The organism is Microbacterium resistens (assembly GCF_021172025.1).
GTDB classification, from domain to species: Bacteria; Actinomycetota; Actinomycetes; order Actinomycetales; family Microbacteriaceae; genus Microbacterium; species Microbacterium resistens.
In genome coordinates this window covers 2,094,613-2,119,210 of the sequence record NZ_CP082781.1, presented here as the reverse complement: position 1 = coordinate 2,119,210, position 24,598 = coordinate 2,094,613, and the positions used below count along the sequence as shown (strand labels likewise).

General features: G+C 72.3%; 21 protein-coding genes. 15 read left to right on the top strand and 6 right to left on the bottom strand.

Annotated features, from left to right (window positions below):
- Nucleotides 1-26 precede the first annotated feature (26 nt).
- Nucleotides 27-545 carry a GNAT family N-acetyltransferase gene (locus K8F61_RS10080; protein ID WP_067246708.1) on the bottom strand — a complete coding sequence of 173 codons (519 nt, stop codon included), beginning with the start codon at nt 543-545 and terminating at the stop codon, nt 27-29.
- Between the two features lie 130 nt (nt 546-675).
- On the bottom strand, nt 676-2,451 hold the full coding sequence (aspS, locus tag K8F61_RS10075) for an aspartate--tRNA ligase (protein WP_231818905.1): 1,776 nt from the start codon (nt 2,449-2,451) through the stop codon (nt 676-678).
- A 177-nt stretch (nt 2,452-2,628) separates the two neighbouring features.
- Between aspS and K8F61_RS10070 the strand changes: the two genes are divergently transcribed.
- From K8F61_RS10070 to K8F61_RS10050, 5 genes are all read left to right on the top strand, one after another.
- Nucleotides 2,629-3,033: a DUF5684 domain-containing protein gene (locus K8F61_RS10070; protein WP_174522535.1), complete on the top strand. Its 405-nt coding sequence runs from the start codon at nt 2,629-2,631 to the stop codon at nt 3,031-3,033.
- Between the two features lie 4 nt (nt 3,034-3,037).
- Entirely contained in the window at nt 3,038-3,676 is a 639-nt protein-coding gene (locus K8F61_RS10065; protein WP_231818904.1) for a histidine phosphatase family protein, read from the top strand.
- 68 nt (nt 3,677-3,744) lie between these two features.
- Nucleotides 3,745-4,221: a DUF2975 domain-containing protein gene (locus K8F61_RS10060; RefSeq protein WP_231818903.1), complete on the top strand. Its 477-nt coding sequence runs from the start codon at nt 3,745-3,747 to the stop codon at nt 4,219-4,221.
- Nucleotides 4,221-4,454 (top strand): helix-turn-helix domain-containing protein, encoded by a 234-nt coding sequence (locus K8F61_RS10055; protein WP_067246718.1) that lies wholly within the window; start codon nt 4,221-4,223, stop codon nt 4,452-4,454. The genes K8F61_RS10060 and K8F61_RS10055 overlap by 1 nt, the downstream gene beginning before the upstream one ends.
- Nucleotides 4,455-4,501: 47 nt before the next feature.
- The gene (locus K8F61_RS10050) at nt 4,502-5,533 is read left to right on the top strand and encodes a DUF368 domain-containing protein (RefSeq protein WP_067246722.1); all 1,032 of its coding nucleotides are present in this window, start codon (nt 4,502-4,504) and stop codon (nt 5,531-5,533) included.
- Between the two features lie 55 nt (nt 5,534-5,588).
- On the opposite strand, the gene K8F61_RS10045 is transcribed toward K8F61_RS10050, so the two are convergent.
- Nucleotides 5,589-6,485, bottom strand: a complete 897-nt coding sequence (locus K8F61_RS10045) for an NAD(P)/FAD-dependent oxidoreductase (RefSeq protein ID WP_231818902.1) — start codon at nt 6,483-6,485, stop codon at nt 5,589-5,591.
- Nucleotides 6,486-6,537: 52 nt separating this feature from the next.
- Between K8F61_RS10045 and K8F61_RS10040 the strand changes: the two genes are divergently transcribed.
- From K8F61_RS10040 to ccsB, 5 genes are read left to right on the top strand one after another with little or no spacing between them, the layout of a single operon-like run.
- Nucleotides 6,538-6,969: a helix-turn-helix domain-containing protein gene (locus K8F61_RS10040; protein ID WP_219087025.1), complete on the top strand. Its 432-nt coding sequence runs from the start codon at nt 6,538-6,540 to the stop codon at nt 6,967-6,969.
- 23 nt (nt 6,970-6,992) lie between these two features.
- Entirely contained in the window at nt 6,993-7,631 is a 639-nt protein-coding gene (locus tag K8F61_RS10035; protein ID WP_174522567.1) for a TlpA family protein disulfide reductase, read from the top strand.
- Complete coding sequence (locus K8F61_RS10030; RefSeq protein WP_231818901.1) at nt 7,628-8,398, top strand: cytochrome c biogenesis CcdA family protein; 771 nt, start codon at nt 7,628-7,630, stop codon at nt 8,396-8,398. Before K8F61_RS10035 ends, K8F61_RS10030 begins: the two co-directional genes overlap by 4 nt.
- 46 nt (nt 8,399-8,444) lie before the next feature.
- The gene (resB, locus tag K8F61_RS10025) at nt 8,445-10,169 is read left to right on the top strand and encodes a cytochrome c biogenesis protein ResB (RefSeq protein ID WP_067250483.1); all 1,725 of its coding nucleotides are present in this window, start codon (nt 8,445-8,447) and stop codon (nt 10,167-10,169) included.
- Between the two features lie 9 nt (nt 10,170-10,178).
- Nucleotides 10,179-11,183 carry a c-type cytochrome biogenesis protein CcsB gene (gene ccsB / locus K8F61_RS10020; RefSeq protein ID WP_067250469.1) on the top strand — a complete coding sequence of 335 codons (1,005 nt, stop codon included), beginning with the start codon at nt 10,179-10,181 and terminating at the stop codon, nt 11,181-11,183.
- 289 nt (nt 11,184-11,472) lie between these two features.
- Here ccsB and K8F61_RS10015 read toward each other — a convergent pair whose 3' ends face one another.
- Together K8F61_RS10015 and K8F61_RS10010 are read right to left on the bottom strand one after the other, a co-directional pair.
- The gene (locus K8F61_RS10015) at nt 11,473-13,626 is read right to left on the bottom strand and encodes a YhgE/Pip domain-containing protein (protein WP_231818900.1); all 2,154 of its coding nucleotides are present in this window, start codon (nt 13,624-13,626) and stop codon (nt 11,473-11,475) included.
- Entirely contained in the window at nt 13,623-16,619 is a 2,997-nt protein-coding gene (locus K8F61_RS10010) for an efflux RND transporter permease subunit (protein WP_231818899.1), read from the bottom strand. Before K8F61_RS10010 ends, K8F61_RS10015 begins: the two co-directional genes overlap by 4 nt.
- Before the next feature lie 170 nt (nt 16,620-16,789).
- Here K8F61_RS10010 and K8F61_RS10005 point away from each other — a divergent pair, with 170 nt between their 5' ends.
- Nucleotides 16,790-17,434: a TetR/AcrR family transcriptional regulator gene (locus tag K8F61_RS10005; protein WP_231818898.1), complete on the top strand. Its 645-nt coding sequence runs from the start codon at nt 16,790-16,792 to the stop codon at nt 17,432-17,434.
- 541 nt (nt 17,435-17,975) lie between these two features.
- On the opposite strand, the gene K8F61_RS10000 is transcribed toward K8F61_RS10005, so the two are convergent.
- Complete coding sequence (locus K8F61_RS10000) at nt 17,976-18,947, bottom strand: LacI family DNA-binding transcriptional regulator (protein WP_231818897.1); 972 nt, start codon at nt 18,945-18,947, stop codon at nt 17,976-17,978.
- Nucleotides 18,948-19,094: 147 nt separating this feature from the next.
- Here K8F61_RS10000 and K8F61_RS09995 point away from each other — a divergent pair, with 147 nt between their 5' ends.
- The 4 genes from K8F61_RS09995 (at nt 19,095) to manD (ending at nt 24,533) form a co-directional block, all read left to right on the top strand.
- Complete coding sequence (locus K8F61_RS09995) at nt 19,095-20,645, top strand: mannitol dehydrogenase family protein (RefSeq protein ID WP_231818896.1); 1,551 nt, start codon at nt 19,095-19,097, stop codon at nt 20,643-20,645.
- Nucleotides 20,642-21,646: a zinc-binding dehydrogenase gene (locus tag K8F61_RS09990; protein WP_231818895.1), complete on the top strand. Its 1,005-nt coding sequence runs from the start codon at nt 20,642-20,644 to the stop codon at nt 21,644-21,646. Before K8F61_RS09995 ends, K8F61_RS09990 begins: the two co-directional genes overlap by 4 nt.
- Before the next feature lie 189 nt (nt 21,647-21,835).
- On the top strand, nt 21,836-23,227 hold the full coding sequence (locus tag K8F61_RS09985; RefSeq protein WP_067248801.1) for an MFS transporter: 1,392 nt from the start codon (nt 21,836-21,838) through the stop codon (nt 23,225-23,227).
- Between the two features lie 64 nt (nt 23,228-23,291).
- Nucleotides 23,292-24,533, top strand: a complete 1,242-nt coding sequence (manD, locus tag K8F61_RS09980) for a D-mannonate dehydratase ManD (protein WP_231818894.1) — start codon at nt 23,292-23,294, stop codon at nt 24,531-24,533.
- The last annotated feature ends 65 nt before the right edge of the window (nt 24,534-24,598 follow it).

Genomic DNA, 24,598 nt, shown 5'->3' with positions numbered 1-24,598 from the left:
CGCCGGTCAGGAGGTCGGGGGCGCGGTCAGGGGGTCGAGGGCACGGCCAGCTTGAAGCCCCGGTGCGAGCCGACGTAGCCGAGCCGCTCGTAGAAGCGGTGCGCGTCGACGCGGGCGGCGTCCGACGTGAGCTGCACCATCGCGGCGCCCAGCTGCGGCGCCGCCACGTCGCCGACCCAGCGCATCATCGCCGAGCCGACGCCGCCGGAGCGCTGGTCCGAGCGCACGCGGACCGCCTCCACGAGCAGGCGCGTCGCTCCGCGCCGTGACATGCCGGGGATCCGCGTGAGCTGGAACGTGCCCACGACCTCGCCGCCGGACTCGGCGACGAGCAGGTCGTTGCCGGGCTCCTCGAGGACGGCGACCAGCGCCCGTTCGTAGAGGTCGTGATCGTCCGGCGCGCCGACGTCGCCGCGGGCGGCGCTGATCGGGTCGTCGGCGAGCAGGGCGACGAGCGCGGGCGCATCGGCGCGGATCGCGCGTCGCAGCACGACGTCGCCGGATCGGGAGTCGAGGACCGTCGGGAGGGAAAGGGCGGACAGCATGATCCGATCATCGCAGGGCACCGGCGCCGTCGCTTCGTCCCCTGGGCCGCCGAAACCCCCCTTTCACGTCGAGACCCCCTCCGGCGCGCGTGCGCAGGAGGGGGTCTCGGCGGGGAGAGGGGGTCTCGCGTCAGTCCTCGTCGGCGTCCGGGTCGTGGTCGACTCCGGCCTCGGCGCGCTGCTCCGGGGTGATCGGCGCCGGCGCGGCCGTCAGCGGGTCGAAGCCGTTGCCCGTCTTGGGGAACGCGATGACGTCGCGGATCGACGGGGCGCCCGCGAGCAGGGAGACCGTGCGGTCCCAGCCGAAGGCGATGCCGCCGTGCGGCGGGGCGCCGAACTGGAACGCGTCCAGGAGGAAGCCGAACTTCTCCTGCGCCTCCTCGGCGCCGATCCCCATCACGTCGAACACGCGCTCCTGCACGTCCCGGCGATGGATGCGGATCGATCCGCCGCCGATCTCGTTGCCGTTGCAGACGATGTCGTACGCGTACGCCAGCGCCTCGCCGGGCTCCGTGTCGAAGCGATCCAGCCACTCCTCCTTGGGAGAGGTGAATGCGTGGTGGACGGCGGTCCAGGCGGAGTGGCCGAGGTCGACGTCCTCGGGGTCCTCGCCGGTCGGCTTGAACAGGGGTGCGTCGACGACCCACACGAACGCCCAGGCGTCGGGGTCGATCTGGCCGGTGCGGTGCGCGATCTCGACGCGGGCGGCACCCAGCAGCGCCTGGGCCTCGCGGGTCGGACCCGCGGCGAAGAACACCGCGTCGCCCGGCTGCGCGCCCGTGGCGGCGGCGAGGCCGTCGCGCTCGGCGTCGGACAGGTTCTTCGCGACCGGGCCGCCCAGCGTCCCGTCCTCGCCGAAGGTGACGTAGGCGAGCCCCTTGGCGCCGCGCGACTTCGCCCAGTCCTGCCAGGCGTCGAACTGCCGACGGGGGAGGGATGCCCCGCCCGGGTGGACGACCGCGCCGACGTACTCCTGCTGGAACACGCGGAACGTGGTGTCGGCGAAGTAGCCGGCCAGCTCGACGATCGGGTTGCCGAAGCGCAGGTCCGGCTTGTCGGATCCGTACAGGCGCATCGCGTCGGCGAACGTGATCCGATCGATGGGCGTGGGGATCTCGACGTCGATGAGGCGCCACAGCCGCTGGACGATCTCCTCGCCCAGCGCGATCACGTCCTCCTGGTCCACGAAGCTCATCTCGATGTCGAGCTGCGTGAACTCCGGCTGGCGGTCGGCGCGGAAGTCCTCGTCCCGGTAGCTCCGCGCGAGCTGGTAGTACCGCTCCATGCCCGCCACCATGAGGAGCTGCTTGAACAGCTGCGGCGACTGCGGCAGCGCGTACCAGCTGCCCGGGTTGAGGCGCGCGGGGACGAGGAAGTCGCGGGCGCCCTCGGGGGTCGAACGGGTGAGGGTGGGCGTCTCGATCTCGACGAAGTCGTGGCCGGCGAGCACCTCGCGGGCGGCGGCGTTGGCCTTCGAGCGCAGCCGGATCGCGGCCGCGGCGGACGGGCGGCGGAGGTCCAGATAGCGGTGCTTGAGGCGCGCCTCCTCGCCGACCGTCTCGGTGCCCTCCAGGGCCGTGGAGACCTGGAAGGGCAGCGGGGCCGACTCGTTGAGGACCTCGACCTCGGCGGCGATGACCTCGATGTCGCCGGTGGGCAGGTTCGGGTTGGCGTTGCCCTCCGGGCGCTCGGAGACCTCGCCGGTGATCTTCAGCACGAACTCGCTGCGCAGAGGATGGGCGACGGACTCGTCGCGGATCACGACCTGGGCGATGCCGGACGCGTCCCGCAGATCGATGAAGGCGACGCCGCCGTGATCGCGACGACGATCGACCCAGCCGGTGAGGGTGACGGTCTGACCGATGTGCTCGGCTCGCAGCGAGCCGGCCGGGTGGGTGCGCAGCACGGAGGATTCCTCCTGATCCGGGGAAAAGATGAACCCCGCCATTCTACGGGCCGGGTCCGCCGGCGCCGTCCGGACGCCTGCTCGTCCCGTGGGTGCTCGCGTCCTCCCTCGTGCAGGAAGGGGCGTCGCTAGGATCGGAGCATCCGCGCGACGGCCGCGGCGTCACGGGAGGTCCTCATGCTGTCCACCATCGTCCCGCTCGCCGACGGCGGCGCAGACCTGATCTCCGATGTCTACGCGGGGCTGTTCTCCGGCACGACGTCTCTGCTCGCCCTCGCCTACTACGTGCTCGTCGTCATCGCGATGTGGCGGGTATTCACGAAGGCGGGCTATCCCGGAATCCTCGCGCTGATCCCGATCGTGAACCTCGTCTTCCTCGTGAAGATCGCCGGGATGTCGGGGTGGTGGGCGCTGCTGTACCTCATCCCGCTGGTCAACATCGTCTTCGCGATCGTCGTGGCCGTGAAGCTCGGCGCGAACTTCGGCAAGGGCGGGGTGTTCTCCTTCTTCCTGCTCTGGCTGATCCCCTTCATCGGGTACTTCATCATCGGCTTCGGCAGCGCCCGCTACCAGAGGGCCTGACCGCGTGCCCGCCGAGCGCCTGCACCTCGTCCGCCACGGCGAGGTGCACAATCCGGCGCGCGTGCTCTACGGCCGTCTTCCCGGCTATCTCCTGAGCGAGGCCGGTCACCGGATGGCGCAGGCGGCCGCCGACCACGTCGCCGGGCTCGGTCGCCCCGTCCTCACGCTCCGCTGCTCGCCGCTGGAGCGCACCCAGGAGTCCGCGGCGCCGTTCGCGGAGGCCTTCGGGCTGGCCCCCGCGCTGGACGAGCGTCTCATCGAGCCGACCAACGTGTTCGAGGGAACGCAGATGCGCCGCGCGCTGCGCAACCCCGCGAACTGGCGGCATCTGCGCCGGCCCGCCGTCCCGAGCTGGGGCGAGCCGTACGTCTCGATCGTCGCCCGCATGCGCGCCGCGATGGATGAGGCGTGGGAGCAGGCGTCCGTGCCGGACGCCCCGGACGGGGACATCGTGTTCGTCTCGCACCAGGCCCCGATCTGGATCACCCACCTCGCCGTGGCCGGGCACCCGCTCCGGCACGACCCGCGGACGCGCCGATGCGCGCTGTCCAGCGTGACCACCTTCGAACGCGACGGCGGGATCTGGCGGGAGATCGACTACGCCGAGCCGGCCGTGGCCGGAGTTGACCTCGGGGCGGTCTGAGGACACGGCGACTTCGCAGGTAAGTATCGTTTTTCGATAGTAAAGTATCGAAAAACGAGAGGATCGAGATGTCCAAGCCGGTCGTGTGGGTGCTCAAGGCGCTCCTGGTGCTCTTCTTCGCTGTCTGCCTGATGGCGCAGGTCTGGGCCATTCCCTCGCTCGCCCGCGAGGTCGCGACGCACTTCCCCGGGACCGCGCACCTGGAGATCGTCGGCATCGTCGGCGCGGTCGTCATGGTGCTCTGCGCCCAGGTCGTGCTCGTGTGCCTGTGGCGGCTGCTCAGCATGGCCGCCGCCGATCGGGTCTTCCAGGCGGCGTCGTTCCGCTGGGTGGACGCGGTGATCGTCAGCCTGGGTGTGTTCGCCCTGCTCAGCGCGGTGGCGTTCGTGCTGTCCGGCACCGTCGGGATCCTCGCGCCGGGCCTGGTCCTCGTGCTGTCCGTCGCGATCTTCGGCTCGCTGGCCGCCATGCTCCTCGTCGTCGTGATGCGCGGGCTGCTCGTGAAGGCCACCCGGCTCGAGGGCGAGATGGCCGAGGTGGTCTGATGGCGATCGTGCTGAATCTCGACGTGGAGCTCGCCAAGCGGAAGATGAGCGTCACGCAGCTCGCCGAGGAGGTCGGGATCACGCCGGCCAATCTGTTCGTGCTCAAGAGCGGACGGGCCAAGGCGGTGCGCTTCACCACGCTGGACGCGATCTGTCGCGTGCTCGGCTGCCAGCCGGGCGACCTCCTCGCGTGGGAGCCGGATCCCGAGCCCGGCGCCGCGCGGGAGCGCTGAGGGCCGTCCGCAGGAGATCCCGAGGTGGCGCCGGTAGCGTGACCGGCATGCCGACGACTCCCGAGCCGCCGACTCCGTCCCTGCGCTCCGCCACCGCGCCGCAGGTGATCCTCAACCTCGTCCGAGGGGCGCTGATCGGCGCCGCCGAGCTCGTCCCCGGCATCTCCGGCGGGACGGTCGCCCTCATCACCGGGGTGTACGAGCGGCTGATCGCCTCGGTGTCGCATCTGATGTCCGCCATGACGCGGCTGGTGCGCGGCCCCGATCGTGCCGCGGGCGTCCGGGCCGAGCTCCGGCGCACGGACTGGTGGCTCGTCGGACCGGTGCTCGTCGGGATGGCCGCCATGGTCCTGACGCTGGCCGGCGTCGTCGAAGGGCTGGTGTCCGCGAACCCGGTCGCGTCCCGAGGGCTGTTCTTCGGGCTGGTCGCCGCGAGCCTGATCGTGCCGCTGCGCATGGCATGGGCCTCGGCTCCGGACTCCGCCGATCCGCGCGACCGGGGCCCGGTGCGCCTCACGGACGTCGTCCTCTTCGTCCTCTCGGCGGTGGGCGCGTTCCTGCTGATCGGACTCGCGGAGGGCGAGACCCTGGCGGAGCCGCCGATGTGGCTCGTCTTCGCCGCGGCCGCGATCGCGGTCTGCGCCCTGGTGATCCCCGGCGTGTCCGGGTCCTTCTTCCTGCTCGCGATCGGGCTGTACTCGACGACGCTGCAGGCGCTCTCGTCCCGCGATCTCGGCTACATCGCGGTCTTCGCGGCCGGCGCGCTCGTGGGCCTCGTCACGATCGTGCGCGGCATGAGCTGGCTCCTGCGGCGTCACCGGCGAGCCACTCTCGTGGCGATGACGGGGCTGCTCGTGGGTTCGCTGCGTGCGCTGTGGCCGTGGCAGACCTCGCCCTCCGGGGACGCTGACGGCGTCGGCGTCCTCCTTCCGCCCGGAGGGGACATGCTGACGCCGGTCCTGCTCGCGCTGGCCGGCGCGGCGATCGTGGGGGCGATGATCCTGGTCGAGGACCGGCTGTCGCGGCGGTCCGGGATCCCGGCAGGGGTGGAGCAGGACGCCGCGCGTCCGGCGGTCTGAGCCCGCCGTCCGCACGGCGCCCCGACGTCGGCGCCCCGGCCCCGGCGCCCTGGCCTCAGTGCCCCGCGGCGAGCTCCTGGACGATCGCCGCCGCGGCCATCTGGCCCGCCGCCGCGGCCATCACCACGGAGGCGACGACGCCCGGCAGCGTCGCGCGGTGGGCGTTGTCCCCCGCGGCGAAGACGCCGGGCACCGAGGTGCGGCCGAAATCGTCGATCTCGACGGCGCCCGAGGGCAGCATCCGCAGTCCGAGCTGCTCGGCGAACGGCGCGCGCTGGCGCGGCGCGGTGCCGGCGACGAAGATCCCGTCGACCGGGGTCGCGGTCTCCCCGGCGTGCACGACGACGTCGCCGCCGGACTCGGTCACGGCGCTCGCCGGAGCCGAGGAGATCGCCGCGCCGAGGCTCTCGACCGCTGTGCGGAACTCGTCGGTCGGACCGGCGCCGACCGTGAACACGGTCGCGTCGACGCCGAGGGGGTGCAGCATCCCCAGCACGTGCGGCGCGGCGGTCCCGATCACGGCGATCCGGCGCCCGGCGAACTCGTGCCCGTCGCAGAACGGGCAGGAGAACGCCCGCCGGCCCCACAGCGGCGCGAGCCCCGCCACCTCGGGAAGCTCGTCGACCAGGCCGGTGGCGAGGACCAGGCGCCGGCCGCGGACCGCCGGGCCGCCGGCGAGCTCGACCCGGAAGCCGTCGTCCTCCGCGGCGACGGCGACGGCGGTGCGCTGTTCGATGCGGACCGTGCCGTACTCCTCCAGCTGACCGCGCGCCGTGCGGCGGAAGTCCGCGGGCGGCGTGCCGTCGTTGGCGATCACGTTGTGCATGTGCGCGACGGGGCCGTTGCGGTACTCGCCGGAATCCAGCACCAGGGCGCTGCGGTGCATCCGGCCCAGGGTCAGCGCGGCCTGGAGGCCTGCCGGCCCCGCTCCGATCACGATGGCGTCGTCCATGGATCTCTCCTCCTCGGTTGCGTTCCGGACCAGTGTGTGACTTCATGTCAACATGAAGTCAAGCGAGGATCGTCCCTGGTCAGTGGGAGAGGTGGCGGCCCGGTTCGACCTGCCCACGAACGTGCTGCGCCACTGGGAGTCGGTGGGCCTGCTGAGCCCGGATCGCGATGCGGGAGGGCGGCGCCGCTACGGCGAGGAGGAGGTGGCGCGGATCGCCGTGATCGTCCGGAGCAAGGCCTCCGGGATGAGCCTGGACCAGATCGCGCACCTGCTGGACAACGGCTCGTCCGGGCGCCACGAGGTGCTGCACGCCCATCTCGCGGACCTCGATCGGCGGATGGAGGACATGCGCCGCTCGCGCGCGATGACCGAGCACGCGCTGCGCTGCGAGGCGCACGACATCATGGCCTGCCCGAGGTTCCGGGCCGGTGTGGACGACATCATCGCGGGCTTCGGGAGCGGCTCCCTCTCCGCTCACGCATAGGGATCGGACGTAGGATTCCCAGCGTGTCACCCTCCCTGCGCCCGAATCGCAGCGTCGTCCGAACCCGCCTCCTCCGCTCCGCCGCGGCCGCGCTCGGCGTCGCCCTCGCCGTCGGCCTGTCGGCCTGCGCGCAGGACCCGGCGACCGAGCAGTACCTCGCCGGGGACAACAAGGGGTACATCGGCGCCGCGGGTCTCCGCGTGGACGAGATCCCGGCCGACCAGCGCACGGAGCCGGTGGAGTACGGCGGCACGCTCGAGGACGGCTCCTCCTTCTCCAGCGAGGACGTCGCCGGGGACGTCGTGGTGGTGAACTTCTGGTACGCCGCCTGCGGTCCCTGCCGCGTCGAGGCGAAGGACCTCGAGGCGGTCTGGCAGGAGTACCAGGACCAGGACGTGTCGTTCATCGGCGTCAACACCTACGATCAGGCCGACACCGCGCGCGCCTTCGCGGAGCAGTACGGCGTGACCTACCCCAGCCTCATCGACGTGAACACCGGCGAGGCCAAGCTCGCCTTCGCGCAGGCCACGACCATCCAGGCGACGCCGACCACCCTGGTGCTCGACCGCCAGGGGCGCGTCGCAGCGCGGATCGTCGGGCAGCTGGAGGAAGCGTCGATCCTCTCGACCCTCGTCAAGGACGCCCTCGCGGAGAAGGCGTGAACGTCGACGCCCTCGTCGGATTCGGCGCACTCTGGCTCGCGATCCCCGTCGCGATGCTCGCGGGCCTCGTCTCCTTCCTGTCACCGTGCGTGCTGCCGCTGGTGCCGGGGTACCTCGGCTTCCTGGGGGGAGCCGTGGCGCCGTCCTCCGGCGCCCCGCGCCCCGGCGCCGACGCTCCGGCGGCGCCGACGCGGGCACGGCTGGTGCTCGGCGTCCTCCTCTTCATCGCCGGCTTCACGGCCGTCTTCGTGGCGTTCGCCGTCGTGGGCGGCGCGGCGGGGATGTTCCTGCTGCAGTGGGGGGACCTCATCACCCGCGTCCTCGGCGCCGTGATCATCCTCATGGGGCTCGTGTTCATCGGTCTCTTCGGCTTCGCGCAGCGCACGATGCGGGTGAACCTCAGCGGCCGTGCGGGCCTGGTCGGGGCTCCGCTGCTGGGCGTCGCGCTCGGGCTCGGATGGACGCCCTGCATGGGGCCGACGCTGTCGGCGATCATGGCCGTCGCGCTCAACCTCGGCGACCCGTGGCGGGCCGCGCTGCTGGGCGTGGCCTACTCGCTCGGGCTCGGGATCCCGTTCCTGCTCGCCGCGCTCGGGTTCGGCTGGGCGGCGCGCTCGATCGGGTTCCTCCGTCGGCACGTCCGCACCGTCAACATCATCGGCGGCGTCCTGCTGATCCTCCTCGGCGTGCTGATGGTCACCGGCGTCTGGACCGACGTCATGTCGCGACTCGGGGCGGTGATGGGCAGTGTCACCGTCCCGCTCTGAGTCCTCCGATCCCGGATCGCCCCGTGACGAGGAGACGCCCGTGAAGATGTCCGAGAAGGGAACGCGCAGCTCGGATCCGCTGCGTCCGTCCGACCACATCGACGGCGACGACCGGGTGACCTCGCCCGCGCTCGGATTCGTGGGCTGGCTGCGCTGGGGCTGGCGTCAGCTCACGTCGATGCGCACCGCGCTCGTGCTGCTGCTGATCCTCGCGATCGCCGCGATCCCCGGGTCGATCTTCCCGCAGCGGATGGCGGACCCCAACGGCGTCACGCAGTGGAAGGCCGACAACCCGGACCTCTTCCCGATCCTCGACGCGCTCCAGATGTTCGACGTCTATCTCTCGGCGTGGTTCTCGGCCGTCTACCTGCTGCTGTTCCTGTCCCTGATCGGGTGCGTGATCCCGCGGATCAAGCACCACGCGACGGCGCTGCGCTCCCGCCCGCCGCGGACGCCGATCCGGCTCAAGCGCCTCGACGACCACCGCGAGGCCGTCCGGTCCGTCCCGGAGGGCGCGGACGCCGCCGCAGCCGCCGAGAAGGCCGTGGACATCGCGCAGTCGCAGCTGCGCGCCCTCCGCTACCGGGTCGAGCGCTACGACGACAAGCGCGGCTTCTCGGTGTCGGCCGAGCGCGGCTACGCCCGCGAGACCGGCAACCTGCTGTTCCACCTCGCTCTCCTGGGCGTGCTCGTCACGGTCGGCGTCGGCGGCGGCTTCGCCTACACCGGGCAGCGCGTCATGACGGAGGGGGAGACCTTCGTCAACACGCTGCTCGACTACTCGTCGATGAACAAGGGCCGATACGTGGCCGACGGCGCCCTGGCCCCCTACGCGATGACCCTCGACTCGTTCGACGTGACCTACGTCCCCTGGGGGGAGTCGGCGCAGGGCCAGGCCGGAGACTTCTCCGCCAACGTCACGGTCCGAGAGCCCGGCGGGGAGCCCCGTCAGGAGTCCGTGCGCGTGAACCACCCGCTCGACGTGCGCGGCGACAAGGTCTACCTGCTCGGCAACGGCTACGCGCCGACGATCACCGTCCGCAACGCCGAGGGAGAGGTCGCCTTCCACGGGCCGGTGCCGTTCCTCCCGCAGAACAACGCCACCATGACGTCGCTGGGCGTCGTGAAGATCACCGACGGGATGCCCGAGCAGCTGGGCATGGTCGGCTTCTTCTACCCGACCGCCGCCGCGCTGGAGACGGGTGCGCTCACCTCGGTGTACCCGGCGCTGGTGAACCCGACCCTGACGCTCAACGTCTACTCCGGCGACCTGGGGATCGACGACGGCACCCCGCGGTCCGTGTACGTCCTCGACCCGACCGACATGACCCAGCTCACCGGCGGAGACACGGGCGTCGACTCGATCGAGCTCACCCCCGGGCAGACGCAGGAGCTGCCCGGCGGCCTCGGATCCGTCACCTTCGAGGACGAGTCGCCCGAGGGCGCGACCGACGCGTCGCAGTCCGTGCGGCGTTACGTGTCCCTGCAGGTGCATCACGACGCCTCCGCCGTCTGGGTCCTCGTCTTCGCCGTGCTCGCGGTCGTCGGCCTCCTCCTCGCCCTGTTCGTCCCGCGCCGGCGGATGTGGGTCAAGGCCGTCGTCGTCGACGGCGCCGTCCACCTGGAGTACGCGGCGCTGGCACGCGGAGAGGACCCGACCCTCGCGGCCGCCGTGAAGGACCTGGCCGAGGGGCACGAGCGGCTCCTCGACGCCGACGGCGGCACGACCGCGGCGTCCGCCCCCGATGCGTCCGAGAACCCCCGAAAGTAGGCTGTGACCATGGACCTCGACTCCCTGTCGGTGCTGCTGATCTGGACGGCGATCGCCGTGTACGCCGCGGCGTTCGTGTGCTACGCGTTCGACCTGGCGCACCGCTCGCAGCGTGCCGCGGACCGGAAGCTCGCCGCTCCGGCGGTGCAGGAGCTCGTCGGCGTGTCCGCCGGCGCCGCGAGCACCGGTGCCGGCAAGGGCGGGGGAGCGACGCCGGTCCCGACCGACACGGCGGCCGCACCCGCGCCGCGCTACGTGATGGGCCGTATCGGAACGTCGCTGACCGCTCTGGGCTTCCTGTTCCACCTCGCCGGGACGATCCTTCGCGGCATCGCCGCCGAGCGCGTGCCGTGGTCGAACATGTACGAATTCGCGATGACCGGCACGCTCCTCATCGTCGCCGTCTATCTCGCGGTCAATATCCGCATGGACCTGAAGTACCTCGGCACCTTCATCGTGGGCCTGATCGTGGTTCTGCTCGGCGGGGCGACGACGAGCTTCTACGTCGAGGTCACGCCGCTGATGGATCCGCTCAAGAGCGTGTGGCTCGTGATCCACGTCTTCGTGGCCTCGCTCGGCACGGCGTTCCTGGCGCTCGCGTTCGCCCTCTCCGTCTTGCAGCTCATGCAGACCCGCCGCGAGCTGCGGATCCTCGGCGACCAGCCGAAGACGGGCCCCGGCTTCCTCGCGACGCTCCCGACGGCGGAGCGGCTGGAGAGCCTGGCCTACCGCTTCGCCACCGTCGGGTTCATCTTCTGGACCTTCACGCTCATCGCCGGCGCGATCTGGGCGCAGGACGCCTGGGGCCGGTACTGGGGCTTCGACGTCAAGGAGACCTGGACGTTCATCATCTGGGTGCTCTACGCCGGCTACATCCACGCCCGTGCGACGCGCGGCTGGCGCGGGAACCGGTCGGCGTGGCTGTCGATCGTAGGCTTCACCGCGGTGCTGTTCAACTTCACGATCGTGAACATGTTCTTCAAGGGACTGCACGCCTACTCCGGCCTGAACTGACCGTCCTCCGAGCCCCGCCCCGGCCCGTTCCGCGACCCCGGCGCCGCGTCCGTTCCGCGACCCCGGCGCCGCGTCCGTTCCGCGAGCCCGGCGCCGCGGATGCGTCGAAACCCCCTCTCGCCGCCGAAACCCCCTCCTACGCGCGTATCTCTGAGGGGGTCTCGACGGGGAGAGGGGGTTTCGACGTTGTGGCGAGAGGGATCCGGGCCCCTGGGCACGCGGCAGGGCGGCACGGGGCGGGGCACGCGGCGTGGCGGGGCCGGGCCGCGGAGCCGGGGCGGAGGACGAGTCAGGCCGCGGCGGGGGCGGCGGCCAGGGCCTCCGCGCTCGTGGTGCGGCGGCGGACGACGGCGAGGATCGTCGCGACGAACGACAGCACGCCCCAGACCACGACGCCCGTGATCGCCGCCCCCGCGCCGTCGCCGACGAGGAGCGCCGTGGCGGCCGGGGTGGTCGGCAGGAAGCCCGCGGCCCCGGCGAGCCAGCCCGGAAGGGTCGAGATGATCCCGGCGGCGATCGCGGCCACCCCGGCGATCGCGGCGAGCCAGCGCCCCGCGCCGCCGAGCACCGCGACGAGCGCCTGGTTCACCGCGGCGAACGCCACCCCGACGAGCATCGCGATCCCCGCGAACGCCCACCAGTGGCCCGCGTCGTACCGCGCGACTGTCTGCACGATCAGCGCCACGAGGAGACCCTGGCCCGCGCCGAGCGCCGCCGCGGGGGCGAGCGCGCGCACGGCCAACGACGCCGAGGAGCGACGGGAGGTCAGGGCGCGCGCGGTCACCGCGCGCATCACGACGAAGGACGCCAGTCCGCCGAACCACAGGACCACCGCCGCCAGCAGCGGGATCGCGGTCGGCCCGAAGAGCGCATCCTCGGCCTCCGCATCCACCGGCGAGGACACGACGGAGGCGAGCGAGGAGGCCTCGGTGTCGGAGTACGAGGGCAGGGCGGTGGCGGCCTGGTGCAGGCCCGCGGCGAGGTCGCTCGTGCCGCCGGCGAGCTGACCGATCCCGCCGCTCAGCGCCGTCGCGCCGTCGGCGAGCTGGGTCGCTCCGTCGCCGAGCTGTCGTGCCCCGTCGCCGAGCTGCGTCGCCCCGTCGCCGAGGCGGTGAGCGCCGTCGGCGATCCCGGTGGCGCCGTTCTGCAGGCCGGTCGCGCCGAGCGACAGGTTCCGGGCGCCGCTCGCGCTCTGGTCCGTGCCGTCGGCGAGCTGACCGAGGCCCGCGGCGAGCTCGGAGGCGGCGGACCCGGCGGTCCGCATCTGCCCGGCGATCTGCGCCGGAGCCTGCTGGGCGAGCTGGGCGAGCCCCTGGGACGTGCCGCCGGCGGCCTGCGCGGCCTGGGCGGCGGGGTCCTGGAGCTCGGCCGCGCCCTGGGACACGGCGGCGAGCTGCGCGCAGAACTCCGGCGTCGCCTGGAGCGCGCACGCGGCGTTGAGGCCGTCGAGCCCCTGGGAGAGCTGGGCCACGCCCTGCGCGACCCCGGAGGTCGCCTGCGCGGCGCCGTCCGCCGCGGCGAGGAGCTCCTGCGGGACGATGCCCTGCGCCTCGAGCTGGTCGGCTCCGCCGGTGAGGCCCGCGCCGAGCTGTGCCGCGCCGGACTGCGCGTCCCGGGTTCCCGCGGCGATGGTGTCCAGGCCGCCGGCGAGCTGATCGGCCCCTCCGGCGAGCTGCCCGGCGCCGCCGGCGAGCTGCCCCGCGCCGTCGCCGAGCTGCGCGGCACCGGTCGCGAGCCCGTCCGCGCCGGTGGCGAGCTCGCCCGCGCCGGACGCGAGCTGGGTCGCCCCGTCGGGGAGCTTCGCGGCGCCGGTCGCGGCGTCCCGGGTGCCCCCGGCGAGCGTGTCGGCGCCGTTCGCGGCCTCGCCGATCTGGTCGCCCAGCGTGGTGAAGCCCAGGAGCACGTTCTCCAGGGTGGTCTCGGACAGCGCGGTGCCCATCGTCGTCGCCGCGGTCTGCGCGATCTGGTCCGCGATCAGCCCGTCCGCGACCCGGGCCTCCGGAGCGGTGCTCACGGAGATCCTGGCCTTCTCGGCGGTCACGTCGGTGTCGTTGATCGCGCGCCCGCCGCTGGTCGCGGCGGAGGAGAAGTCCTCGGGGATCGTGACGACCGCCTGATAGGTGCCGTTGGCGAGCCCGGATGCCGCGTCGTCCTCGTTCGAGATGACCCACGTCAGGTTCGAGTCCGCGTCGTCCGAGCCCTCGACGAGCCCGGAGGCGAGCTGTCGGCCGAGCGGGGCGAGCTGTCCGTCGATCTCCACCGGCTCATCGAGGTTGACGATCGCGGCGGTCATCTCCTCGAGCCTCTCGGTGGGATTCTGCAGAGCGGCGACGAGGACGCCCCCGAGAAGACCCGGCAGCAGCAGCACGCCGAGCAGGGTCAGCCAGGTGACGGGGCGGCGCGAGCGCGCCCGTTCGATGAGGGAGGACAAGCGCGTGGTCATTTCGTCTCACTCTGCTCGCTCGGTGCGGCCCAAGCGGTTGCCTCGGCGCGGCCGGAGGGATCGGTGCGGTGGGAATCGGAGCGGCCGTCGTCCGGTTCGTCGGGACCGGGGAGGCCGAGCACGGCGAAGCTCGACGCCTCGTCGGGCTCATCCACGGAGGAGGACCGGCGCGCGAGCGGCGCGGGAAGGGCGAGGTCGTGCGTGGCGACCGTTCGCCACCCGGCGTCGGTCAGCGCGGCGGCCGCGTCCGATGCCGTGGCGGCGGTGACGACGACGGCGAGCGGATCGCGGGCCGCGCGCGACAGCCGGGCGGAGGCGTCCCGGAGGAGCGCGGCGGCCTGATCGCGGTCCGCGGGGGAGAGGGCGTCCCAGCCGTCGAGGACGACGAGCGAGGTACGGCCGCGCAGGGCATCGCGCAGGTCGGCGAGCGGATCCCCGGAGGTCTCGGCGACGACGCAGCCGACGTGGGCGCGGACCCAGGCCGCGCGGCCGGGAAGAAGATGGCCGGCGACGCGGAGGCGGCCTCCGGACGCGGGGACGCGTCCGGCGAGCGTGAGGGCCAGCGTCCGACGGGCGACGGGGTCGGCGCCGGTGATCACGAGCGCGGCACCCGGAGCGAGTCGCAGCGAGACGCTCCGCAGGGCAGGATGGCGGTCGCCGATCGCGAGGTCGTCCGCGGCGACGACAGCGTCGTCACCGGGCCAGGACCGCAGGCTCCGCTCCCGTTCCACGGCCTCACCCTCGATGTCGACGTGGGGCAGGATCCGCTCCAGCCACGCCGGGATCCGCCAGGCGCGGTCGCCGAGGATCGCCATGAGGGCGGGGATCAACGTCATCCGCACGAGGAACGCGTCGATCGCGATACCCGCGGCGAGCCCGAGCGCGATCGGCTTGAGGGACGAGTCGCCCTCCGGGACGAAGGCCACGAACACGGCGAACATGATGAGCGCGGCCGCCGTGACGACGCGGGCGGATCCGGCGAACCCGGTGCGCGTCGCCCGGACCGCGGCGGCGCGGCGCGTGGCACGGTCGGGGTGCTTCGCGTCGGGGTCGTGCACGTAGTCCTCCCGCATCCGCGACACGAGGAACACCTGGTAGTCCATGGCCAGGCCGAACAGCACCCCCATGAGGACGATCGGCATGAAGCTGATGATCGGGCCGACGCGGGCGACGTGCAGGAGGTCCGCGAACCAGCCCCATTCGAACACGGCCGAGACGACCCCGAAGGCGGCGACGATCGACAGCAGGTAGCCGAGTGCGGCGGTGATCGGCACCCAGATCGAGCGGAACACGATCGTGAGGAGGACGAGAGACAGGCCGATCACGAAGATCCCGAACGGCAGGAGCGCGGCGCCCAGCTGATCCGAGATGTCGATCGCCACGGCGGTGAAGCCGGTGACCTTCAGGTCCACCCCGAACTCGTCCAGCCACTCGTCGTGGTGGGAGCGCAGTTCGCGGACGAGGTCCGCCGTCTCCGGCGCGTCCGGGGCGGTCGTCGGGATGATCTGCACGATGCCGGTGTCGGCGGTCTCGTTCGGGGTGGCGAGGGCCACCTCGGCGACGCCGGGCACCTTCTCCACGGCCTCGCCCAGATCCTCCATCAGACCCAGCGGGTCCGTGGAGGTGACGATCGTGCCGGTGAGGATCAGCGGTCCGTTGAAGCCGGGACCGAAGTGCTCGGCGGTGAGGTCGTAGTTCTCCCGGGCCTCCGACCCCTGCGGGAGGACCCCGGCGTTCGGAAGGGCGAGGGCGAGGTTCGCCGCCGGCACCGCGACGATCCCGAGACCGAGGACGACAGCGAGCGCGACCAGGATGGGCCGCCGCGTGACCCCGGCGACCCAGCGCTCGGAGAACGAGGGACGGGCGGCGGGTTCGCGGGCGGGGGCGTCGTGCGCCGTCTCGGCGTCAGCCGTGTCCTCGGCGCCCGTCTTCGCGCCGGCCTTGCGGGCGCGTCGCGAGGGCCTCTTGGCCCGGCCGGCGACGCGACCCTTGACGAAACCGAGCATCGCGGGCGTCAGGGTGACGGCGATGAGCACGGCGATCGCCACCGCCACCGACGCGGCGATGCCCATCGTGGTCAGGAACGGGATGCCCGCGAAGCCGAGGCCGATGAGGGCGATGAGGACGGTCACCCCGGCGAAGACGACGGCGGAGCCCGCCGTGCCGGTGGCGCGGGCCGCGGACTCCTCCGGATCCACCCCGGCGCGGACCTGGTCCTGATGGCGGGCGACGATGAAGAGGGCGTAGTCGATCCCCACCGCGAGGCCCAGCATCAGGGCGAGCAGGGGAGTGGTGGACGACACCGTGGCGAAGGCGGTCGCGGCGAAGATGGCCGCCATCGAGATCCCCACGCCCAGCACCGCCGTGAGGAGCGGAAGACCCGCGACGACGAACGAGCGGAACGTCACGATCAGCACGAGCAGGGCGATGAGGAGGCCGACGGCCTCGGTGATCGTGACCGCCGGGATCGACATGGCGAACAGGTCCCCGCCGAGCACGGTCTCCGTCCCCGAGGGCAGCTGGTCCTGGAGCTCGGCGACCACGCCGCGCAGGGCGTCCTCCGTCGCGGGGGTCACGTCGGTGGCCTGGCCCTCGAACTGCAGCCGGACGATCGCGGCGGTGTCGTCCTCGCTCACCATCCCGGCGATGTTCTCGTCGAACGGCGAGGTCGCCGCGAGCACCCCGTCCAGGTCCGCGAGCTCGTCCACGGCGTCCTCGATGGGGGAGCGATAGGCGTCGTCGGTCACCCGGTGGCCGTCGGCGGCGACGACGATGAACTGCGCGCTCGTCCCGCTGACCTGCGGGAAGGTGCGCTCCAGCTGCTCCAGACCGGCCTGGGACTCGGTGCCGGGGATCGAGAAGGTGTTGTCCGTTCCCGAGCCGAGCGTCAGCGCCCCGGCGCCGGCGATCCCGAGGACGATCAGCCACGACATGAGCACGCGCCACGGGTGGCGGAACGACCAGCGTCCGAGTGAGGACAGCAGTGTGGACACGGGGGTTCCTCCCGGGAAAGTTCGATACAGTCGTGTATCCGATACGTCAATGTATCGTAATCCGGTGGCCCTCTCGCATTCTGTGCGCGGGGTGTGAATCCGTCCCGCTCCTCATGCGAGGATCGACGAGAGATCGGCGGCGACGGGGCCGGCCGATCAGGAGGTGGAAGATGTCGACGACGTCGACGCGCAGCAGGGAGAACACACGAGCGCGCCTGCTCGACGCCGCCGCGCAGGTGTTCGCCGAGTCCGGGCTCGACGGTGCGACCGTCGAGGCCGTCTGCGAGCGGGCGGGCTTCACCCGCGGCGCGTTCTACTCCAACTTCGAGTCGAAGGACGAGCTGTTCCTCATGCTCGCGGGGACCGTCGGCAACGAACGGCTCCGTGCGGTGCGGGATCGCGTGGCGGAGATGACGGCGTCCGGGGTACTGGACGAGGGCTGCGACGTCACCCAGCTCGTCCAGCAGGTCATGGACACCGGCAACGACGACCGTCTCGGGGTCATGCTGCTCAGCGAGATCCGCATCCACGCGCTGCGGGACGAGGCGTTCGGGCGGGCGTACCTGCAGCAGGAGCAGGAGATGGTGGACGGGATCGCCCGGATCATCTCCGACATCGTCGAGTCGGGCACCATGACGCTCCGGGTGTCCCCGGGCGACGCCGCGCGGATGCTCATGATCGCGTGGGAGGGGTGGACCGTCCGCGGTGCGATGGCGGGACTGGACGCCGAGCGCCTGCGCCGAGGCGCGAGCACCGAGCTGGGCGCGGTGGTGGAGCTCCTGCTCGGCGACGACTGCCCTGCTGCCGACCGCTGAGGCGGGTGTGCCCGGTCGTTGAGCGAGGAGCGCAGCGACGAGTCGAAACGCGGTCGCCCGGTCCGCGGTGTGGGGTCGGTCCGCTGCGCGATGGCCTCGTCCGTCGCGCAGTCCCCCGCCGTCCTTCGGTCGGCTCCCGCCAGGCCCGATGCCAGCGCGTCGGACGAGGCCATCGCTCCGCTCGGCTCCCGGCTCGCCCCCTGCTGGTCGTTGAGCGGGGAGCGTAGCGACGAGTCGAAACGCGCTCACCCGGTCCGCGGTGTGGGGTCGGTCCGCTGCGCGATGGCCTCGTCCGTCGCGCGGTCCCCCGCCGTCCTTCGGTCGGCTCCCGCCAGGCCCGATGCCGGCGCGTCGGACGAGGCCATCGCTCCGCTCAGCTCCCGGTCGCCCCTTTCCGGCCACCTTCCGGTCGTTGAGCGAGGAGCACAGCGACGAGACGAAACGCGGCGACCCGACCCTGCTTCGTTTCGTCTCGCTTCGCTCGCTCAACGACCGACACTTCTTCCGATCGTTGAGCGAGCGCAGCGAGTCGAAGTGTCGCTCAGTGACCGGGAGTGCGGGGCGGGGCGGTGGAGCCGCGCACGATGAGCTGCGAGTCCAGATCGACGACGCCGTCCGGGCGGGCGCCCGCCATGGCCCGGGTCAGCAGCTCGACCCCGAGCGCTCCGCAGCGTCCGATCGCGAGGCGCACCGTGGTGAGCCCCGGCCGCGTGACCGAGGCGAGGTCGATGTCGTCGTTGCCGATGATGCTGAGGTCATCGGGGCAGCGGAGCCCGAGGTCCGCCACGCCGGCTTCGATGCCGAGCGCGATGAGGTCGTTGTAGGCGATCACCGCGGTGGCTCCGCTGGCGACCACCGTCGCGGCCGCCGCCCGGCCGCCCTGGATCGACGCCGCCTGATGGCTCAGGCGCGTCATGCGCACGCCCAGGTCCTCGCACGCGCGGGCGATCGTCCCGCCGCGCCGGATGTCGGCCCAGGAGTGGGCGGGGCCGGAGGCATACGCGATGTGGCGGTGTCCCAGCGCGACGAGGTGCTCCACCGCCTGCCGCGGTCCCTGCTCGGTGTCCATCACGACGCAGTGCGCGTCCTCGATGATGCGGTTGAGCACGACGAACGGCGTGGTTCCCGCGAGGGCGACGACCTCGTCCGCGGGCAGGCGCGGCGAGCACAGCAGCATCCCGTCGAAGGCGCGGGCGCGCTCGATCTGCTCGCGCTCGCGGCGCAGGTCCTCGTCGGAGTCGAACACGACGGTCGCGTGTCGTCCCTGCCAGGCCTGGGACTGGATCCCCTTCAGCTGTGCCGCGTAGACGGGGCTCGCGACGTCGGGGAAGACGATCGCGATGGTCTTCTCGCCCGAGGGCGTCTGCGTCGATTCGTAACCGAGCTCCGCCGCGGCCTCGTGCACGCGACGCAGCGTCGCGGGGGCGAGCCGCTCCGGCTCGCCGAAGGCGCGGGAGGCGGTCGCCAGCGAGACTCCGGCGTGTCGGGCGATGTCGGTCAGGGTGACGGTCACGGTGTTCCTCTGGCGGATCGGTGTCCTCATCATCATGCTGCATCACGGTTTGTGCAAGCACTTGACAAGCTTGTACAAGTCAATCATGCTTGCTCTCATGCTGATCACGGAGGATCCCGCAGGCGTCGTCACCGAGGCGGTCGTGCGATGAGCGCCACCCCGGGTCTCCGGCGTTCCGCCTCCGGAGGGCTCCGCGTCCCTCCGCGTCCCGCAGGCGCCGGCATCGTGCACCTCGGCCTCGGCAGCTTCCACCGTGCGCACCAGGCCGTGTTCACGGCGGCTGCGTTCGCGGCGGAGGGCGGGGACTGGGGGATCGTCGGAGTGGCCTCGCGCTCGCGGTCCGTCGTCGACGCCCTGCACCGGCAGGACCTGCTCTACACGGTCGCCGAGATCTCGCCGGAGGGCATGGGGCTGAGCATCCCCGCCGCGCACACCGACGCGTTCGTCGCCGCGGACGACGCCGAGCGGGTCGTGGCGAGCATCGCCGACCCGGCGATCCGCATCGTCACCCTCACCGTGACCGAGAACGGCTACAGCTCCTCGCCGGCCACGGGGCTCCTCGACACCGGCGCTCCCGAGATCGTCGCCGATCTCGCCGGCGGGTCCCCGCGCAGCACGATCGGCCAGCTGGCCCGCGGCCTCCAGCGCCGGGCGGCCGCCGGCGGCGAGCCGATCACCATCCTCAGCTGCGACAACCTCGCGGCCAACGGCGAGCACACCGGGCACCGGGTCCGGGAGTTCCTCCAGGAGCTCCCCGGAGCCGAGGGGGCGGAGACGCTGGCCTTCCTGGACGCGGCCGTCACGTTCCCGTCCAGCATGGTGGACCGGATCGTCCCCGCCACGACGGACGTCCTCCGCGCGGACGTCGCCCGGAGCCTGGGGGTCAGGGACGAGGCCCCGGTCCCCGCCGAGCCCTTCACGATGTGGGCGATCGAGGACCGCTTCGCCGCCGGTCGACCGGCGTGGGAAGCGGGGGGTGCCGTGTTCACCGACGAGGTCGGGCGCTACGAGCAGATGAAGGTCCGCCTCCTCAACGGCACCCACTCCCTCATCGCGTACCTGGGGGCGCTCGGAGGCGACGAGCTGATCGCCGGAGCGATCGCCCGCCCCGCCATCGAGCGCGCCGCCCGGGCCATCCTCGCCCGTGAGTACGTCCCGTCGATCGAGGTCCCCTCGCAGGTCGACCTGGAGGAGTACGAGCGCCAGCTCTTCGCCCGGTGGGCCAACGACGCCCTGGCGCACCGGACCTCGCAGGTGGGCACGGACGGGTCCGTCAAGCTCCGCCAGCGCATCCCCGAGCCGGCGCTGCGGCTGCTGCGCGACGGGCGGATGCCCCACCTCATCGCGCTCTCCGTCGCCGGCTACCTCGCCTGCATGGCGCCCCTTCCGGGGTTCGACCCCGGTGCGCACGCCCGCGCGATGTCCGATGCGGCGCGCCCGCGGCTCGCCGAGCAGGCCGCGGCGTCCCGCGACCCGCGAGAGCTCGCTCACCGGGTCCTCTCCGGCCTCCGCCTCTTCGGGCAGGAGCTCGGCGAACGGCCGGCCTTCGCCGATCGCGTGGGGGAGCTGATCGAGACCATCACCCGTCACGGCGTCGAGGCGGCGATCCGCGACGCGGTGGACGCGACCGAGCCGGTGTCCGCGACGATGGACCACACCGGACGAACCCATCCCGCCCACGACGAGGAGTCCCGATGAAGCGACTGGCGATCCATGGCAAGGAGGACGTCCGCTGGGAGGACGCCCCGATCCCGGAGCCCGGAGACGGCGAGATCCGTCTGCGGGTGCGATTCGTCGGGATCTGCGGATCCGACCTGCACTATTACTTCCACGGCGCGAACGGGGAGTTCACGATCCGGGAGCCGCTGACCCCGGGTCATGAGCTGTCCGGCGTGGTCGACCTCGACCCGTCCGGGCGCCTGGCCGCGGGGACGCCGGTGACCGTGCACCCCGCCCGCTACGGGGCCCCCGTCGCGGGGCTCGAGGAGCACCCGCACCTGCGGCCCGGCGGCGACTACCTGGGCAGCGCGGCCGGATTCCCGCATCGTCAGGGCGGTGCCGCCGAATACCTGATCGTCGAGGAGCACATGGTCCGGGTCCTGCCCGAGGGCCTGCCTCTGGAGCGCGCCGCCCTCGCGGAGCCGCTCGCCGTCGCGCTCCACGCCGTCTCCCTCGCCGGTGACCTCACGGGGCGCCGCGTCCTCGTCATCGGCGCCGGACCCATTGGGCTCCTGGTCGTGGCGACCGCCCTGCATGCGGGCGCCGGAGCCGTGGGCGCCGCCGATCTGCGCCCGGAGCCTCTCGCCCGCGCCGCGGAGCTCGGCGCCGCCGCGCAGCACCGCGTCGGCGAGGAGGAGATCCCGGCGGAGTCCTACGACGTGGTGTTCGAGTGCGCGGGTCACCCCGCGTCGCTCACGCAGGCGGTGCGCGCGGTCCGCAGGGCGGGCACCGTGGTCCAGGTCGGGATGCTGCCGGACGCCGAGGCGGGCGTGAACCTTGCGCCGCTGCCGAGCAAGGAAGTGGTCCTCCGCGGCGCGTTCCGCTTCGTCGACGAGATCGACGAGGCGGTCCGGATCCTCGCGGGGTCCGACCGACTCGCCGCGGTGGTGACCCACGTCCTGCCCGTGTCGGAGGCGACGACCGCCTTCGACACGGCGCGCGACTCCTCGGCCTCCGCCAAGGTCCTGCTCGCCCTCTGATCCCACCGCCCCCATGTCCGTTTCGTCTCGCTCCGCTCGCTCAACGACCGGGGCGGGGCTGTCCGTTTCGTCTCGCTCCGCTCGCTCGACGACTGGGGCGGGGCTGTCCGTTTCGTCTCGCTCCGCTCGCTCGACGACCGGAGCGCGGCGGAGCCGATCCGCACGACCGCCACATACGAAGGAGTATCGATGAGCACCTCATCCGCCCCGGGAGCCGCGACCACGGCGCCCGCGCAGCGCAGCCTGGGCGACCTGGTCCGCGCCGCCGTCTCCGGCTGGCTCGGCACCGCGCTGGAGTTCATGGACTTCCAGCTCTACTCGCTGGCCGCCGCCCTCGTCTTCAACCAGCTCTTCTTCGCCGGGGAGGACGCCGGGATGGCCGTCGTCCTCGCCATGGCGACCTACGGCGTCGGCTACGTCGCCCGCCCGATCGGCGCGGTGTTCTTCGCGCGGATCGGCGACCGGGTCGGCCGCAAGAACGTGCTGTTCTACACGATCCTGCTGATGGGCGCCGCGACCACCCTCATCGGCGTGCTCCCGACCTACGAGCAGGTCGGGATCCTCGCACCGATCCTCCTCGTGATCCTCCGCCTCATGCAGGGCTTCGGCGCAGGCGCGGAGATCTCGGGGGCCGGCGTGATGCTCAGCGAGTACGCGCCGACGAACCGGCGCGGGATCGTCGCCTCCCTCGTCGCGCTCGGCACGAACTGCGGCACGCTCTTCGCTTCGGCGATCTGGGCGATCCTGCTCGCCGTCATGGTCGAGAGCGACGTCGTCGCCTGGGGCTGGCGGATCCCGTTCGTCGCCAGCGCCGTCATCATGCTGTTCGCCCTGTGGGTGCGCTTCCGTCTCAAGGAGAGCCCGGTCTTCGAGGAGCGCGCCGACGTCGTCGACGGCAAGGCGCTCTCCCGCGACGAGATGGTGCGCCTGGCGACGGAGACCAACGACATCCGCACCCTCGAGTCCCTCGGGCGCAAGCCGGTCAAGGCGACGATCGTGTCGTTCTTCCTGCGGTTCGGCCAGGCCGGCAACTCCGGCATGATCCAGACCTACCTGATCTCGTTCATCACGGTGAACCTGGCGCTGCAGAAGGGGATCGGCGCGGAGGTCGTCATCGTCTCGTCCCTCGTCGGCTTCCTCACGATCCCGCTCGTCGGCTTCCTGGGTGACCGGTTCGGCCGGCGCCGCATGTACATCGTGATGTCCGCGCTCTCCCTGGCACTGGTCGTGCCGACGATGCTCGCGATCACCTCGAAGGAGATCGGCGCGGTGTTCGTCGGCTACATCGTGATCCACAACGTGTCGGTGCTGGGCCTGGCGTCGCTGGAGAACATCTCCATCCCGGAGATCTTCGGCGCGCGCAACCGCTACACGCTGACCGCGATCGTCCGCGAGGTCGCCGCCATCATCGCCACTGGCGTCGGCCCGGTGGTCGCCGCGGCCTGGGTGGCCGCCGCGACCGGCAGCGTCGTGCCGATCATCGTCCTGCTCGCGGTCTTCACCGCTTGCACGCTCGTCGCCTCGATCTGGGGTCGCGAGTGGACCGGGCGCGACCTCACCGATCCGCGCCCCGCGATGTGACCGCCGGAGGGGCGCACAGCGCGCCCCTCCTCGCCCCACCCACCCCTCTTCCCGAAGGATCCGCATGACCATCGAGCTCGCCGACGTCAGCGTCACCAGCCCCGGACGCAACTTCGTCACCCTGAAGATCGTCACCTCCGACGGCGTCGTGGGCTGGGGCGACGCGACCCTCAACGGCCGGGAGCTGTCCGTCGCGTCCTACCTCCGCGATCACGTCGCCTCCACGCTCATCGGTCGTGATGAGGACCGGATCGAGGACACCTGGCAGTACCTCTACCGCGGTCCGTACTGGCGCCGGGGGCCGGTCACGATGGCGGCGATCGCCGCCGTGGACATGGCGCTGTGGGACATCAAGGCGAAGAAGGCCGGGGTGCCGCTGTACCAGCTCCTCGGCGGAGCGAGCCGCGACGGGATCCGCGCCTACTGCCATGCCTCGGGCACGGATTACGCGGCGCTGAGGGACGCGATCACCGGATACGTCGAGCAGGGCTTCACCGCGGTGCGGGTGCAGACGGGCGTTCCCGGTCTCGGCCAGATCTACGGCGTGGCGTCGAACGCGCCGGGGGCGCGCTACGACTACGAGCCCGCGAAGCGCGCGGCGGACGGGGGAGCGGCGACCGCCCCGGTCGAGGAGGTCTGGGACACGGCCAAGTACCGCGCGCACATGCCGGGCGTGTTCGAGAGCATCCGCCACGACTTCGGCGCGGAGCTGCGCATCCTGCACGACGGACACCACCGGCTGTCCCCGATCGAGGCCGCCGGCTTCGCCAAGGACATCGAGCCGTACCGGCTGTTCTGGCTGGAGGACTGCACGCCCGGAGAGGACCAGAGCGCGTTGCGCCTCGTCCGCCAGCACTCGACGACGCCGCTCGCGATCGGCGAGGTGTTCAACACGGTGTACGACTATCAGACGCTCATCACCGAGCGCCTGATCGACTTCGTCCGCTCGGCGGTGACCCATACCGGCGGGATCACGGCGATGAGGAAGCTGCTCGACTTCGCGGCGATCTACGGCATCCGCTCCGGGATCCACGGCCCGACCGACATCTCGCCGGTGGGCATGGCGGCCGCCCTGCACCTGGACCTGGCGATCCACAATTTCGGAATCCAGGAGTACATGCCCCACAGCGCCACGACGCTCGACGTGTTCCGGACGTCGTACACCTTCGACCGCGGGTTCCTGCACCCCGGCGAGACGCCCGGTCTGGGCGTCGAGCTGGACGAGGAGGCGGCCGCCTCGTTCGCCTACACCGCCGCCTACCTGCCGGTGAACCGGCTGACCGACGGCACCGTCCACGACTGGTGACCCCGGGGCTGGGGGCGTGTCGTCTCGCGGAGACCTGCACTGAGCGAGCGCAGCGAGTCGAAGTG